The sequence below is a fragment of the Nocardioides sp. Z40_12 genome (assembly GCF_058215795.1).
In genome coordinates this window covers 110,396-125,423 of sequence record NZ_JBZAJA010000006.1, presented here as the reverse complement: position 1 = coordinate 125,423, position 15,028 = coordinate 110,396, and the positions used below count along the sequence as shown (strand labels likewise).

At 72.5% G+C, this 15,028-nt stretch carries 11 protein-coding genes; 10 read left to right on the top strand and 1 reads right to left on the bottom strand.

Annotated features, from left to right (window positions below):
* Positions 1–32: 32 nt before the first annotated feature.
* Together AC4BG9_RS12810 and AC4BG9_RS12805 are read left to right on the top strand one after the other, a co-directional pair.
* Positions 33–551, top strand: a complete 519-nt coding sequence (locus AC4BG9_RS12810) for an adenine phosphoribosyltransferase (protein ID WP_490571633.1) — start codon at positions 33–35, stop codon at positions 549–551.
* A gap of 92 nt (positions 552–643) precedes the next feature.
* Positions 644–2,878, top strand: a complete 2,235-nt coding sequence (locus AC4BG9_RS12805; protein WP_490571632.1) for a RelA/SpoT family protein — start codon at positions 644–646, stop codon at positions 2,876–2,878.
* Positions 2,879–2,952: 74 nt separating this feature from the next.
* On the opposite strand, the gene AC4BG9_RS12800 is transcribed toward AC4BG9_RS12805, so the two are convergent.
* Complete coding sequence (locus tag AC4BG9_RS12800; protein WP_490571491.1) at positions 2,953–4,191, bottom strand: DUF349 domain-containing protein; 1,239 nt, start codon at positions 4,189–4,191, stop codon at positions 2,953–2,955.
* A gap of 86 nt (positions 4,192–4,277) precedes the next feature.
* On the opposite strand from AC4BG9_RS12800, the gene AC4BG9_RS12795 reads away from it, so the two are divergent.
* The 8 genes from AC4BG9_RS12795 (at position 4,278) to alaS (ending at position 15,028) form a co-directional block, all read left to right on the top strand.
* Positions 4,278–5,000: an MBL fold metallo-hydrolase gene (locus tag AC4BG9_RS12795; RefSeq protein ID WP_490571490.1), complete on the top strand. Its 723-nt coding sequence runs from the start codon at positions 4,278–4,280 to the stop codon at positions 4,998–5,000.
* Position 5,001: 1 nt separating this feature from the next.
* Positions 5,002–6,354 (top strand): histidine--tRNA ligase, encoded by a 1,353-nt coding sequence (gene hisS / locus AC4BG9_RS12790; protein ID WP_490571489.1) that lies wholly within the window; start codon positions 5,002–5,004, stop codon positions 6,352–6,354.
* The gene (gene aspS, locus AC4BG9_RS12785) at positions 6,351–8,165 is read left to right on the top strand and encodes an aspartate--tRNA ligase (protein ID WP_490571488.1); all 1,815 of its coding nucleotides are present in this window, start codon (positions 6,351–6,353) and stop codon (positions 8,163–8,165) included. The genes hisS and aspS overlap by 4 nt, the downstream gene beginning before the upstream one ends.
* 144 nt (positions 8,166–8,309) lie before the next feature.
* Positions 8,310–10,061, top strand: a complete 1,752-nt coding sequence (locus tag AC4BG9_RS12780; RefSeq protein WP_490571487.1) for an ABC transporter substrate-binding protein — start codon at positions 8,310–8,312, stop codon at positions 10,059–10,061.
* Between the two features lie 38 nt (positions 10,062–10,099).
* On the top strand, positions 10,100–11,479 hold the full coding sequence (locus tag AC4BG9_RS12775; protein WP_490571486.1) for a replication-associated recombination protein A: 1,380 nt from the start codon (positions 10,100–10,102) through the stop codon (positions 11,477–11,479).
* An 11-nt stretch (positions 11,480–11,490) separates the two neighbouring features.
* A complete protein-coding gene (locus AC4BG9_RS12770) occupies positions 11,491–11,973 on the top strand; it encodes a hypothetical protein (RefSeq protein WP_490571485.1) in 483 nt (160 codons plus the stop codon).
* Entirely contained in the window at positions 11,970–12,311 is a 342-nt protein-coding gene (locus AC4BG9_RS12765) for a DUF6167 family protein (protein ID WP_490571484.1), read from the top strand. The genes AC4BG9_RS12770 and AC4BG9_RS12765 overlap by 4 nt, the downstream gene beginning before the upstream one ends.
* Complete coding sequence (gene alaS / locus AC4BG9_RS12760; protein ID WP_490571483.1) at positions 12,311–15,028, top strand: alanine--tRNA ligase; 2,718 nt, start codon at positions 12,311–12,313, stop codon at positions 15,026–15,028. The genes AC4BG9_RS12765 and alaS overlap by 1 nt, the downstream gene beginning before the upstream one ends.

The window sequence follows — 15,028 nt, the reverse complement described above, 5'->3', positions numbered from 1 at the left end:
AGTCTCCGGCCCTGCTCGAGGCGCGTGCCGCGATGACGCGTCTGGTCGTCGACGTGCCCGACTTCCCCACCCCCGGGGTGGTCTTCAAGGACATCACCCCCCTGCTCGCCGACCACACGGCCTTCGAGCTGGCCGTCGCCGCCCTGGCCGCCGCCGGGCAGGACCGGTCCGGCCGGGTGGTCGTGGACAAGATCGTGGGCATGGAGGCGCGCGGTTTCATCCTCGGCGCCCCGGTCGCGCTGGCCCTGGGGGCCGGCTTCGTGCCGGTGCGCAAGGCGGGCAAGCTGCCGCGCGAGACCCGCGCGGAGTCCTTCGACCTCGAGTACGGCTCGGCCACCCTCGAGATGCACCGTGACGCGGTCGCGCCCGGCGACCGGGTGCTGCTGGTCGACGACGTGCTGGCGACCGGGGGCACCATGGCCGCGGCCCGCCGGCTGGTCGAGGCGTGCGGGGGAGAGGTGGTCGGGATCTCGGTGCTGATGGAGCTGGGATTCCTCGAGGGCCGGGCAGCCTGCGGGGACCTCCCCGTGACCGTGCTGCAGACGGTCTGAGCCGGACTAGACTGACGGTTGTGACCGAGGAGACCGGAACGACCCAGGAGCCCGCCGCTCGCGGTGCCGAGCTTCCCGTCTCCGCCCGCTCGATGCGCGCCCGGCTGGCGCGGATCGGCACCAGGAGCCAGCCGGGGAACCCGGTGCTCGAGCCGCTCTTCCGAGCGGTCCGGGCCAACCACCCCAAGGCCGACCTGGCGCTGCTGGAGCGCGCCTACCTGACGGCCGAGAAGATGCACGGCACCCAGACCCGCAAGAGCGGCGATCCCTACATCACCCACCCGCTCGCCGTCACCACGATCCTGGCCGACATCGGGATGACCGAGCCCACCCTGGTCGCCGCGCTGCTGCACGACACGGTCGAGGACACGCCGTACACCCTGGAGGAGCTGCGCACCGACTTCGGTGACGAGGTCGCCGTGCTCGTCGACGGCGTCACCAAGCTGGACAAGGTCAAGTACGGCGACGCCGCCCAGGCCGAGACCATCCGCAAGATGATCGTGGCGATGTCGCGCGACATCCGGGTGCTGGTGATCAAGCTGGCCGACCGGCTCCACAACATGCGCACGCTGCGATACGTGCCGCAGGCGAGCCAGGAGCGCACCGCCCGCGAGACCCTCGACATCTATGCCCCGCTGGCCCACCGGCTCGGCATGAACACCCTCAAGTGGGAGCTCGAGGACCTCGCCTTCGCGACCCTGCACCCCAAGATCTACGACGAGATCGTGCGGATGGTGGCCGAGCGGGCCCCGTCGCGCGACCAGTTCCTGGCCCAGGTGATCGCCCAGGTCAAGGAGGACCTGAAGAACGCCCGGATCAAGGCCAAGGTCACCGGCCGTCCCAAGCACTACTACTCCATCTACCAGAAGATGATCGTCGGCGGCCGCGAGTTCTCCGACATCTACGACCTGGTCGGCATCCGCATCCTCGTCGAGGAGGACCGCGAGTGCTACTCGGTGCTGGGCGTCCTGCACTCGCGCTGGAACCCGGTCCTGGGGCGCTTCAAGGACTACGTGGCGATGCCCAAGTTCAACATGTACCAGTCGCTGCACACCACGGTGATCGGCCCGGCCGGCAAGCCGGTCGAGGTCCAGATCCGCACCTACGCGATGCACCGGCGTGCCGAGTACGGCGTCGCGGCGCACTGGAAGTACAAGGAGAACTCGCGCGACGGGGTCGACACCGACAAGCGCGGCGACCTCGACGACATGCACTGGCTGCGCCAGCTGATGGACTGGCAGAGCGACGTGGAGGACCCGGGCGAGTTCCTGGAGTCCCTGCGCTTCGAGATCAACCGGGCCGAGGTCTACGTCTTCACCCCCCGGGGCGACGTGATCGCGCTGCCGACCGGGGCGACGCCCATCGACTTCGCCTACGCCGTCCACACCGAGGTCGGGCACCACACCATCGGCGCCCGGGTCAACGGCCGCCTGGTGCCGCTGGAGTCCACCCTGGACAACGGCGACGTGGTCGAGGTCTTCACCTCCAAGGCGCCCACCGCCGCCCCGTCGCTGGACTGGCTCAACTTCGTCAAGTCCCAGCGGGCCCGCTCCAAGATCCGTCAGTGGTTCACCAAGGAGCGGCGCGAGGAGGCCACCGAGCGCGGCAAGGAGCAGATCGCCCGGCTGATGCGCAAGGAGGGGCTGCCCCTCAAGCGGCTGCTGTCGCACGAGTCGCTCACCGAGGCGGCCACCCACTACAAGCTGGGCGACGTCTCCGCCCTCTATGCCGCCGTCGGTGAGGGCAACCTGTCGGCCCAGGCCGTGGTGCGCCGGGTCATCGAGCTGCACGGCGGCGACGACGGCGCCGCCGAGGACCTCGCCGAGGCCGTGACCATCACCGGCCGCCGGAAGCGGCCGGACAAGGTCGTGTCGGTCGGCGACAGCGGCGTGGTCGTCCAGGGGAGCGGCGACGTCTGGGTCAAGCTGGCCAAGTGCTGCACCCCGGTGCCGCCGGACCCGATCCTGGGCTTCGTGACCAAGGGCGGCGGGGTGTCGGTGCACCGCAAGGACTGCACCAACGCCGAGAGCCTGCAGAGCCAGCCGGAGCGGCTGGTCCCGGTCGACTGGGCGCCGACGGCGCACTCGACCTTCCTGGTCAACATCCAGGTCGAGGCCCTGGACCGGGCGCGGCTGCTCTCCGACATCACCATGGCGCTGGCCGACACGCACGTCAACATCCTCAGCGCGACGCTGCAGACCACCCGCGACCGGGTCTCCAAGAGCCGGTTCACCTTCGAGATGGCCGACGCCACCCACCTGGACAGCGTGCTGCGTGCGGTGCGCGGGGTGCCCGGCGTCTTCGACGCCTACCGGGTCACCCAGTAGGCCGACGACTCCCGCTCACCCGGTCACCCGGGAGACGGGAGACCGGGACTCGCCGGGTCACCCGGGCCTCGGGCTCAGCCGGAGAACTCCTCGGCGGCGCGCCGCGCGGCGTCGAGGAACGCCTGCCGGGAGGCGAGGTTCTCCTCCAGCTCGCGCACCTGCTTGTCGCTGCCGGCGGCCCTGGCCTTCTCCAGCTTGGCCTCGAGGTCGTCGATGGCCGTCTGCAGCTTGCCGATCATGTCGTCGGCCCGGGCGGACTTCTCGGGGTCGGACTTGCGCCACTGGTCGTCCTCGACGCCGCGGATCGCCTGCTCCACCTTGCGCATCCGGCCCTCGAGGTCCTTGATCCGCTCGCGGGGGACCTTGCCGGCCTCGTCCCACCGGTCGGCCAGCGCCCGGAAGGCGGCCTTGGCGGCGTCCAGGTCGGTCACGGGCAGCAGCGCCTCGGCCTCGACCAGCAGCGCCTCCTTGACCTCGGCGTTCTTGGCGAACTCGGCGTCCGTGGCGGCGTTGGCCGCGTCACGGTTGCCGAAGAAGGTGTCCTGGGCGCCACGGAAGCGCTTCCAGAGCTTGTCGTCGACCTCGCGGGGCGCCGGTCCGGCGGCCTTCCAGTCGCGCATCAGGTCGCGGAAACGGCCCGAGGTGGGGCCCCAGTCGGTGGAGTCCGCGAGTGCCTCGGCCTCCTTGACCAGGCGCTCCTTGACCACGCGCGCCGCGTCGCGCTTCTCGTGCTGCTCGGCGAAGTGGCTCTTGCGGTGCCGGGTGTAGGTGGTGCGGGCCGAGGAGAAGCGGCGCCACAGGGTGTCGTCGGTGGCCTTGTCGAGGCGGGGGAGCGCCTTCCACTCCTCCAGCAGGTCACGGAGCCGGTTGGCGCCGTTGCGCCAGTCGCTGCTCTGGGCGAGCTTCTCGGCCTCGTCGACGATCTGCTCCTTGCGGGCCTTGGACTCCGCGGTGCGCTGGGCCTTCTCGGCCTTGCGCGCCTCCCGCTGGGCGGCGATGACCGGGCCGAGTGCGTCCAGCTTGGCCGCGAGCGAGTCGAGGTCGCCCACCGCGTTGGCCTCGACGACCTGGGCCCGCACCGTCTTGACGGCGGTGGTGGCCTCCTCCGGTGAGACCTTGCCGGCGGCGATCCGCTGCGCCAGCAGTCCCACCTCGAACTCGAGCGCCGCGTAGCGTTCGGTGAAGAACGCCAGGGCCTCCTCCGGGGTGCCGGCAGGGTAGGACCCCACCGCCCGTTCCCCTGCGGTGGTCGTGACGTAGACGGTGCCGTCCTCGGCCACCCGGCCCCACTCGGACTGCTTGCTCGCGCTCATGGGCGCCCATGCTAGTCAATGATCGGCTGGTCCTCGGTAGGCTGCTGACCGACAACCTCTCCTGAGTCGATCGAAGGTCCATCACCGTGTTCATCGCCGGCTTCCCCGCAGGCCCCTGGGGAACCAACTGCTACGTCGTCTCCACCGGTCCCGGCAACGAGTGCGTGGTGATCGATCCTGGCAAGGACGCGGCCGCCGGCGTCGACCAGGTCGTCCGCGAGAACCGCCTCAAGCCGGTGGCCGTGCTGGTGACCCACGGGCACGTCGACCACATGTGGTGCGTGGCCCCGGTGGCCGGCAGCTACGACGCCACCGCCTGGATCCACCCCCGCGACCGTCACCTGCTCGCCGACCCGATGGCCGGGATGTCGCGGGAAACCACCCAGATGCTCCTCGGCGGGAAGTACGAGTGGGCCGAGCCCGACGACGTCCGCGAGCTCAGCGACCGGCAGACCCTCGAGATCGCCGGCCTGAGCTTCCTGGTCGACCACACGCCGGGTCACACCGAGGGGTCGGTGACCTTCCGTACGCCGTACGGCGTGTCGGCCGGACAGCCGGACGTCTCCGAGGTGATGTTCTCCGGGGACCTGCTCTTCGCCGGGTCCATCGGCCGCACCGACCTGCCCGGGGGCGACCACCCCACGATGCTGCGCAGCCTCACCGACAAGGTGCTGCCGCTGGCCGACGACATCCTGGTGCTGCCGGGTCACGGTGAGCAGACCTCCATCGGCCGTGAGCGGGCGACCAACCCCTACCTGCGCGAGCTGCTCGACCAGGGCTCCTCGGCGCCCGTCACCCGGGGGCTGTGAGATGGCGCGGATCGCCCCGCTCAGCGGGTTCCCCGAGCTGCTCCCCGCCCAGCGGGTCGTCGAGCGCGACGTGATCGCCTCGCTGTCGCACACCTTCGAGCTCCACGGCTTCGCCAACATCGAGACCCGCGTCGTCGAGCCGCTGGACAGGCTGGCCAAGGGCGGCGAGATCGACAAGGAGATCTACGTCCTGCGGCGGCTCCAGGCCGACGACACGGCCGACGACACGGGTCTGGGCATGCACTTCGACCTCACGGTGCCGTTCGCCCGCTACGTCCTCGAGCACGCCGGTCACCTGGAGTTCCCGTTCCGCCGCTTCCAGATCCAGCCGGCCTGGCGCGGCGAGCGCCCGCAGGAGGGTCGCTACCGCCAGTTCACCCAGGCCGACGTCGACATCGTCGGCAAGGACACGCTGCCCTTCCACCACGACGTCGAGGTCATGTCGGTCATGGTCGACGCGCTGGACCGCCTGCCGGTGCCGCCGGTCTCGTTCCAGTTCAACAACCGCAAGCTGATCCAGGGCTTCTACCGCGGCCTCGGCCTCGAGGACGTGACCGGGGCGATCAGGATCATCGACAAGCTCGACAAGCTGCCGGCCGAGGAGGTGGCCCGCCTGCTGGTCGAGCAGGCCGGAGCCACCCCCGAGCAGGCGGCGCAGTGTCTGGAGCTGGCCACGATCCGGGTCCCCGACACCTCGTTCGTGGAGCGGGTGCGGGCGCTGGGCGTCACCGACGACCTGCTCGAGGAGGGGCTGGCCGAGCTCGCCGCCGTGGTGGAGGGCTGCGCCGCGATCGACGCTCCGTCGGTCACGGTCGAGGCGAACCTGCGCATCGCCCGTGGGCTGGACTACTACACCGGCACCGTGGTCGAGATCTTCATGACCGGCTACGAGCGTCTCAAGTCGGTCGGCGGCGGTGGGCGCTACGACGCCCTGGCCAGCGACGGCAAGACGACCTACCCCGGCGTGGGCGTCTCCTTCGGCGTCTCCCGCAGCGTGCTGCCGCTGATCGCGGACGGCGTGCTGGCGGGCTCCCGGCCGGTGCCGAGCGCCGTCCTGGTGGCGGTCGTCGACGAGGAGACCCGGGGCCGCTCCACCGAGGTGGCCGCGTCGCTGCGACGCTGCGGCGTACCCTGCGAGGTCGCGCCGGCGGCCCAGAAGTTCGGCAAGCAGATCCGCTTCGCCGAGCGCCGCGGCATCCCCTGGGTCTGGTTCCCCGGGGAGGACGGCGCGCACACTGTCAAGGACATCCGTACCGGGGAGCAGGTGGCCGCGGACCCGGCCGTCTGGACCCCGCCCGTCGAGGACCTGCGACCGCGGGTCCTGACCACCACCCCCGAGGAGACCACCCCGTGATCCGCACCCATGACGCCGGCACCCTGCGACCCGAGCACGTCGGCGAGACCGTGACCCTCGCCGGCTGGGTGGCGCGGCGCCGCGACCACGGCGGCGTCGCCTTCCTCGACCTGCGCGACGCCAGCGGGGTGGTCCAGGTCGTGGTCCGCGACGAGGCGGTGGCACACAGCCTGCGCAACGAGTACTGCCTCAAGGTGACCGGCGAGGTCGGCACCCGTCCCGAGGGCAACGCCAACGCCGCGATCCCCACCGGGGAGATCGAGGTCGTCGCGCTGCCCGGGACCGAGGGGGTGGAGGTGCTCTCCGCCTCGGCCCCGCTCCCGTTCCCGATCGACGACGCCGCCTCGCACAAGGGCGGCGACGTGGGGGAGGAGGTGCGCCTCAAGCACCGCTACCTCGACCTGCGCCGCTCCGGCCCGGCCGCCGCCATCCGGCTGCGCAGCCGGATCAACCGGGCCGCCCGTGCGGTCCTCGACGCCCACGACTTCGTCGAGGTCGAGACCCCCACCCTGACCCGGTCCACGCCCGAGGGCGCCCGTGACTTCCTGGTGCCGGCCCGGCTCGCCCCCGGCAGCTGGTACGCGCTGCCCCAGAGCCCGCAGCTGTTCAAGCAGCTGCTGATGGTCGGCGGGCTCGAGCGCTACTACCAGATCGCCCGGTGCTACCGCGACGAGGACTTCCGCGCCGACCGCCAGCCGGAGTTCACCCAGCTCGACATCGAGATGAGCTTCGTGGACCAGGAGGACGTCATCACGCTGATGGAGGACGTCCTCGAGGCCATGTGGGCCGAGGCCGGTCACACCATCAGCCGGCCGATCCCGCGGATGACCTACGAGGATGCCATGCGCCGGTTCGGCTCCGACAAGCCCGACCTGCGGATGGGCCTGGAGCTGGTGGAGTGCACCGAGTTCTTCGCCGACACCACCTTCCGGGTCTTCCAGGCGCCGTACGTCGGCGCCGTGGTGATGCCGGGCGGGGCTTCGCAGCCCCGCAAGAAGCTGGACGCCTGGCAGGAGTGGGCCAAGCAGCGCGGCGCCAAGGGGCTGGCCTACGTGCTGGTCCAGGAGGACGGCTCGCTCACCGGCCCGGTCGCCAAGAACCTCTCGGAGACCGAGGCGGCCGGGCTGGCCGCGCACGTGGGTGCCTCGCCCGGCGACTGCATCTTCTTCGCCGCCGGGGCCGCCAAGCCGAGCCGGGCGCTGCTCGGCGCGGCGCGGCTGGAGATCGGCCGTCGCGGCGGCTTGATCGACGAGTCGCGCTTCGCCTTCACCTGGGTCGTCGACGCGCCCCTCTTCGAGCCCGCCTCCGACGCCGTGGCCAGCGGCGACGTGGCTGTCGGGGCCGGGGCCTGGACCGCGGTGCACCACGCGTTCACCAGCCCCAAGCCGGAGTTCCTCGACACCTTCGACACCGACCCCGGTTCCGCGCTCGCCTATGCCTACGACATCGTCTGCAACGGCAGCGAGCTCGGCGGCGGCTCCATCCGTATCCACCGCGAGGACGTGCAGAAGCGGGTCTTCGCGGTGATGGGGATCGGCGAGGAGGAGGCGCAGGAGAAGTTCGGCTTCCTGCTCGACGCCTTGAAGTACGGCGCGCCGCCGCACGGCGGCATCGCCGTCGGCATGGACCGGATCGCGGCGATCCTGGCGGGGACCGACTCGATCCGCGACGTCATCGCCTTCCCCAAGTCGGGTGGCGGCTACGACCCGCTGACCGCCGCTCCGGCGCCGATCTCGCCCGAGCAGCGGGCGGAGGCCGGCGTGGACGCGGTGCCGGACGACGAGAGCTCCTCGGAGTCTCCGCAGGAGTGACGCCGGGGGGTCACCTGGGTGAGACCCGATCGTTATCGCCGGGTGATCCCACGTGACCCAGCGGTCGCCTAGAGTCCCAGACGCGCCGTCGTGCCAGGCGCAACTGCTCCTCGGCACGCTCTGGTGGGTGAAAGGCGTGACAGCATGAAGCGGAACAGGTCTCTCGGTCTGATCGCCTGCGCCGCCGTGCTGCTGATCGCCCCGGCCTGCTCCGGGGACGACGCCTCCGACCCCCGCGGGTCGGGGGACGACGCCGCCACGGCCGTCACCCGCGACGCCGAGCGCCAGGGGCCGGCCCCCGACGTCGACGGCGCCACCCCGGGGGGCACCCTGACCGTCCACGTCCCCGAGGTCGAGGGCCCCACCACCCTGGACGCCACCGCCGGCTGGCAGGGGAGCGGCCGGGCGATCCAGCAGGCCCTCACCCACCGGTCGTTGACCCAGTACGCCCGCGGCGAGGACGGTCGCCCGATCCTGGTGCCGGACCTCGCGGTCGACCTCGGCCAGCCCAACGACGACTTCACGGAGTGGCGGTTCACCATCCGCGACGACGCGACCTGGGAGGACGGCAAGCTCATCACCCCCCGCGAGGTCGCCTTCGGGATCAAGCGGTCGCTGGACACCAAGGCGTTCCCGCTGGGGCCGGGCGCGGAGTACTCGAAGCGCTACTTCGCCGGCGCCGACGACTACGCCGGGCCGTACGCGAAGCAGGCCGGCAAGTTCGACGGGGTCACCGTGGAGGGCTCCGACGTGGTGATCCGCATGTCCGAGCCCTTCCCCGACATGGACCACTGGGGCGCCTTCATGGCGATGGGTCCGGCGCCCGAGGGAAAGGCCTCCAAGCCCCCCGCCTACGGGCAGGACCCCCTCTCCAACGGCCCCTACAAGGTCGAGACCTTCAAGCCCGGCCGGGAGCTGGTGCTGGTCCGCAACGAGCAGTGGAACCCGGCCAGCGACCCGGCGCGTCACCAGTACGTCGACAAGTGGGTCTTCCGGTTCGGCCAGGACCAGCCGCAGGTCGACGAGGTCATGCTCTCGGGCAGCCCGGAGTCCCAGACGGCGCTCTCCACCTCGCTGGGCCAGGAGAACTACGAGCAGGCCGTGCTGGAGCTGGAGGACCGCCTGGTCCACCAGTCCTCGCCCTGCGTCACCACCCTGACCCCCGACTACACCAAGATCACCGAGCCCGAGGTGCGCCGGGCGCTCGCCTACGCCTACCCCTACGAGGACGCCTGGCTGGCCGCGGGCGAGGTGCCGGGCGCGACCCGGGTGCACGCCGCCTCCGTCCTGCCCCGCTGGACGGCCGGCCGGCGCGACCCCGGCCCCGACGACGCCTCCGTGCGGACCGACCCCGAGCGCGCCAAGGAGCTGCTGGCCGAGGCGGGCTACCAGCCGGGCGACTACGAGATCACGATGATCTACTACACCGTCGACCCCCTGGCCCGGGCCGTGCAGGACGAGGTCACCCGCGGACTCGAGGCGGGCGGGTTCTCGGTGCGCGCGATCCCGGTCCGGGAGTCGCCCTACAACGTGTGGTCCGAGCCCGGCAGCCGCCTCGACAAGCGCCTCAACGTGCGCGGCGTCAGCCTCTGCGCCGACTGGCCCACCGGCTCCGCGCTGTTGCGCCCGCTGCTGGCCTCCGGCTCCGACTACAACACGGCGCGCTTCGAGGAGGCCTCCGTCGACCGCGAGATGGCCCGGATCGCCACCCTCCCGCTCGACGAGCAGGACGCGGCCTGGGGCGAGCTCGACGAGCGGGTGCGCGAGGAGTTCTTCCCCCTGGTCCCCGTCGACCACCGCAACGAGCTCTTCGTCTTCGGGGAGAAGGTCGGGAACCCCACCGGGGACGCCTCCATCGGCGCCCCCAACTACAAGGACCTCTTCGTCGCCAGGTGAGGCACCGGCCTCCCGGCCGGCCACCTAGGCTGGGGTCCGTGGCCGCGCCGTCGTCCGAGCCAGGACTCTTCGACACCCCCGACCCCGGAGCCGGGTCGCTGGGGGCCAACACCCACGCCTCGGCGCCCCTGGCCGTGCGGATGCGGCCCCGCACCCTGGACGAGCTGGTGGGGCAGGACCAGCTCCGCGCCCCCGGCTCGCCGTTGCGCCGCCTGGTCGAGGGCGACCAGTCGATGTCGCTGCTGCTGTGGGGGCCGCCCGGGACGGGCAAGACCACGATCGCCGGCATCGTGAGCCTGCAGACCGACCGGCGCTTCGTGGAGGTCTCCGCGGTCTCGGCGGGGGTCAAGGAGGTCCGGGCGGCGATCGACGCGGCGCGCGCCGAGCTCTCCCGTGGCGGGCGGGAGACGGTGCTCTTCGTCGACGAGGTGCACCGGTTCTCCAAGGCCCAGCAGGACGCCCTGCTGCCGGGGGTGGAGAACCGCTGGGTGACCCTGGTGGCGGCGACCACCGAGAACCCCTTCTTCTCCGTCATCTCCCCGCTGCTCTCGCGGAGCCTGCTGCTGCGGCTGGAGTCCCTCAGCGACGAGGGCGTCGGCCAGGTCATCGACCAGGCGCTGGAGGACGAGCGCGGCCTGGCGGGGGAGTTCGAGCTCGCGGACGACGCCCGCCGGCACCTGGTGCGCCTGGCCGGGGGCGACGCGCGGCGAGCCCTGACCTACCTGGAGGCGGCCGCGGGTGCCGCCGCGTCGGTGGGCGGGCCAGGTGCGCGGCTGATCGACCTGGAGCTGGCCGAGACCGCGGTCGACCGGGCGGCGGTGCGCTACGACCGCCAGGGCGACCAGCACTACGACGTCACCTCGGCGTTCATCAAGTCCGTCCGCGGCTCCGACGTCGACGCAGCCCTGCACTACCTCGCGCGGATGGTCGAGGCCGGGGAGGACCCCCGCTTCATCGCCCGGCGCCTGGTGATCCTGGCCAGCGAGGACATCGGCCTGGCCGACCCGACCGCCCTGACCACCGCGGTGGCCGCGGCCCAGGCGGTCCAGCTCATCGGGATGCCCGAGGCCCGGCTCAACCTCGCCCAGGCCACCATCGCGCTCACCATCGCCCCGAAGTCCAACGCGGTGATCAAGGCGATCGACGCCGCCAGCGCGGACGTGCGCGCCGGCAAGATCGGCCCGGTGCCCCCGCACCTGCGCGACGCCCACTACGGGGGCGCCAAGAAGCTCGGGCACGGCGGGGGCTACGTCTACCCCCACGACGAGACGTACGGCGTCGCCGCGCAGCAGTACGCACCCGACGTGGTGCTCGACGCCAAGTACTACCGACCCACCAGCCTCGGGGCCGAGTCCGCGGTCAAGGAGCGCTGGCAGCGGATCCGCAGCCTCGTCCGTGGTGGGCGGGGCGGCAGGTAGGGTTCCCCTCTGTGAACCAGCCCACGACCCTCGCGCTGACCGGTGCCGCCGCGCTGGTGGTGCTGGTGCTCGCTCTCGCGGTCGTCCTGCTCCGCACCCGCCGGCACACCGCCGCCGCGCTGGACCGGGCAGCCGGCGAGCAGGCCGCCCTGCTGTCCCGCCTCGAGGAGCTCGAGCGGGCCGGTGCCGCCGCTCCGGCCGCCCGGACCACCGCCGAGTTCGTGATCACCGACGTGGGCGCCGAGGCCGTGCCCACCCCGGCCCCCGCCGGGCGGATCGAGGGGCGCCTCTTCGCCGACCTGGTGGTCCGCGAGTCGGTGGTGAAGGCCGCCTCATGGGCGCACGGCGTGCGCCACGTGCTCTCCTGGGAGGTGCGTGAGCGGCTCCGGGCCGAGATGAGCCGCGAGGTCAGGCGCTCGGCGCGTCAGCGCCGCGCCGACGTCAAGGAGGCGCTGCGCCAGTACTACGCGCGCGAGCGGGGTGACGCGGCATGAGCCGCGGCCTGTGGTTCGTCGCCGGCGCGGGCGCCGGCGTCTACGCCGTCTCGCGGGCACGCCGTGCGCTCGACAGCGTGAGCGCCGAAGGGCTCCGCAACCGGTGGCACGGTCTCACCCACGCCGCCCGGGTGGCGGGGGAGGAGCTCCACTCCGCCCGCGCCGACCGGGAGGCCGAGCTGCGGGAGCGGCTGGGCCTCGCCCCGCCCGTGGGGCCCCGGCTGGCCGCGCCGGGCCCTCCCGCGCCGGTGCTGGCCACCGGCCGCCCCGACCCCCTGACCCCCGTACCGGCGGAGCACCAGCTCCGGCCGGCCGACGACACGAGAGACGACACCTGATGGAGACCGCCGAGATCCGCCGCCGCTTCCTCGCGCACTTCGAGCGCGACGCGACCGTCGGGCCGCACACCGTGGTGCCGTCGGCCTCGCTGCTGCTCGACGACCCCAACCTGCTCTTCGTCAACGCCGGGATGGTCCCCTTCAAGCCGTTCTTCCTCGGCCAGGAGACCCCGCCCTACCAGCGGGCGACCAGCGTGCAGAAGTGCGTGCGCACCCCCGACATCGAGGACGTCGGCAAGACCACCCGCCACGGCACCTTCTTCGAGATGTGCGGCAACTTCTCCTTCGGTGACTACTTCAAGGAAGGCGCCATCCGCCTCGCCTGGGACCTGATCACCAAGCCGGTCGCCGACGGCGGCTTCGGGTTGGAGGAGTCGCGGCTCTACCCCTCGGTGCTGGCCGGCGACGACGAGGCCGTGGCCCTGTGGACCAAGGTCACCGGCCTGCCCGAGCACCGGATCATCAAGCTCGGCCCGCGGGAGAACTACTGGTCCATGGGCGTCCCCGGTCCGGGCGGCCCGTGCTCGGAGATCCTCTACGACCGGGGCCCGGAGTTCGGCCCCGACTTCGACTCCGCCACCCTGGGGCCGGACATGCCGCTGGCCCTGGAGGACCGGCTGCTGGAGATCTGGAACCTGGTCTTCATGCAGGACGAGCTCTCCGCCGTGCGCTCCAAGAGCGACTTCGACATCGCCGGTTCGCTGCCGATGAAGAACATCGACACCGGCATGGGCCTGGAGCGGGTGGCCTTCCTGCTCCAGGGCAAGCAGAACATGTACGAGATCGACGTGATGTTCCCGGTGATCGAGAAGGCGATGGAGCTCACCGGGCGCCGCTACGGCGCCGACCCCGACGACGACGTCCGGTTCCGGGTGGTCGCCGACCACGTGCGCTCCTCGATGATGCTGATCAGCGACGGGGTCACCCCGGGCAACGAGGGCCGCGGCTACGTGCTGCGCCGGTTGCTGCGCCGCGCCGTGCGCTCGATGCGGCTCCTGGGCTACGAGGACCGGGCGCTCCCGGAGCTGATGCCGGTCTCGCGCGACCGGATGGCGGAGACCTACCGCGAGCTCCACGACGACTGGGAGCGCATCTCGCGGGTCGCGTACGCGGAGGAGGACGCCTTCCGCAAGACGCTCCGCTCCGGCACCCAGATCTTCGACCTGGCGGCCACCGAGGTGAAGTCCTCCGGGGGTCGGGTCCTCTCCGGCGACCAGGCGTTCTCGCTGCACGACACCTACGGCTTCCCCATCGACCTGACCCTCGAGATGGCCGCCGAGCAGGGGCTCCAGGTCGACGAGGAGGGCTTCCGCAATCTGATGGCCGAGCAGCGTGCCCGGGCCAAGGCGGATGCCCGCGCCAAGCGGGGCCAGCACGCCGACACGGCCGCCTACCGCGCCGTCCTGGACGCCCACGGCCCGACCGAGTGGCTGGCCTACGAGACGCTCGAGACCGAGTCGCGGCCGCTGGCCGTGCTGCGCGAGGGCCGGCCCGTCCCGGCGCTCGCGCAGGGTGAGGTGGGCGAGCTGGTCCTGGACCGCACCCCCTTCTACGCCGAGTCCGGCGGCCAGGCGGCCGACGCGGGCCGGATCGAGCTCGACGGCGGGGTGCTGGAGGTGCTCGACGTGCAGCGCCCCGTGCGGGGCCTGGTCGTGCACCAGGTCAGGGTCCTGGAGGGGGAGCTGCCCTCGGACGCCGCGCTGCTGCACGCCAAGGTCGACCCGGAGTGGCGCACCGGTGCGCGGCAGGCCCACTCGGGCACCCACGTGGTGCACGCGGCGCTGCGCGAGGTGCTCGGCCCCACGGCGCTGCAGTCGGGCTCCTACAACCGCCCCGGCTACCTGCGGCTCGACTTCGGCTGGACCGCGGGCCTCTCGCCCGAGCAGGTCCACGACATCGAGACGGTCTCCAACCAGGCCCTGCGTGCCGACCTCCCGGTGGGCTGGCAGTACATGACCCTGGCCGAGGCCAAGGAGTGGGGCGCGATCGCGCTCTTCGGGGAGACCTACGACGACCAGCAGGTGCGCGTGGTCGAGATCGGCGGTCCCTGGTCGCGCGAGCTCTGCGGCGGTACGCACGTCGACCACAGCTCCCAGATCGGCACGGTGGTGATCACCGGCGAGTCGTCGGTCGGCTCGGGCAACCGGCGGATCGAGGCGTTCACCGGCGTGGAGGGCTTCGCCTACCTGGCCCGCGAGCGCGACGTGGTCGGCGAGTTGACGACCCTGCTCAAGGCGCAGCCGGACGACGTGGTCGGCCGGGTGCGTGACCTGGTCGAGCGGCTGCGCTCCACCGAGAAGGAGCTGGAGCGCGCCCGCCTGTCCCAGCTGCTCGCCGGCGGCGCCGCGCTCGCCGAGGGTGCCCAGGACGTGGCCGGGGTGGCCGTGGTCGCGGGCCGGCTCGACGGTGCGGCCGGCGGCGACGTCCGCACGCTCGCGGTCGACGTGCGCGCCCGACTGGCCGCGGACCGGCCGGGCGTGGTGGTGCTGCTCGGCGCCGCGGACGGCAAGGTCTCCGTGGTCGCGGCGACCAACGAGGCCGCCCGGGAGCGCGGTCTCTCCGCCCACGAGCTGGTCCGGGTGCTCGGCCCGCACGTCGGGGGCCGCGGCGGTGGCAAGGCGGACCTCGCCCAGGGCGGCGGGACCGAGGTCGCCGGGGTCGACGCGGCGGTGGCCGCCGTTCCGGCCGAGGTGGCGCGAGTCGTCGGCGGGAGCTGA

Coding starts and splice junctions, on each gene's coding strand:
- AC4BG9_RS12810 (WP_490571633.1), top strand. CDS start 33: ATGACGCGTCTGGTCGTCGACGTGCCCGACTTCCCCACCCCCGGGGTG.
- alaS (WP_490571483.1), top strand. CDS start 12,311: ATGGAGACCGCCGAGATCCGCCGCCGCTTCCTCGCGCACTTCGAGCGC.
- hisS (WP_490571489.1), top strand. CDS start 5,002: ATGGCGCGGATCGCCCCGCTCAGCGGGTTCCCCGAGCTGCTCCCCGCC.
- AC4BG9_RS12805 (WP_490571632.1), top strand. CDS start 644: ATGCGCGCCCGGCTGGCGCGGATCGGCACCAGGAGCCAGCCGGGGAAC.
- AC4BG9_RS12780 (WP_490571487.1), top strand. CDS start 8,310: ATGAAGCGGAACAGGTCTCTCGGTCTGATCGCCTGCGCCGCCGTGCTG.
- AC4BG9_RS12765 (WP_490571484.1), top strand. CDS start 11,970: ATGAGCCGCGGCCTGTGGTTCGTCGCCGGCGCGGGCGCCGGCGTCTAC.
- AC4BG9_RS12800 (WP_490571491.1), bottom strand. CDS start 4,191: ATGAGCGCGAGCAAGCAGTCCGAGTGGGGCCGGGTGGCCGAGGACGGC.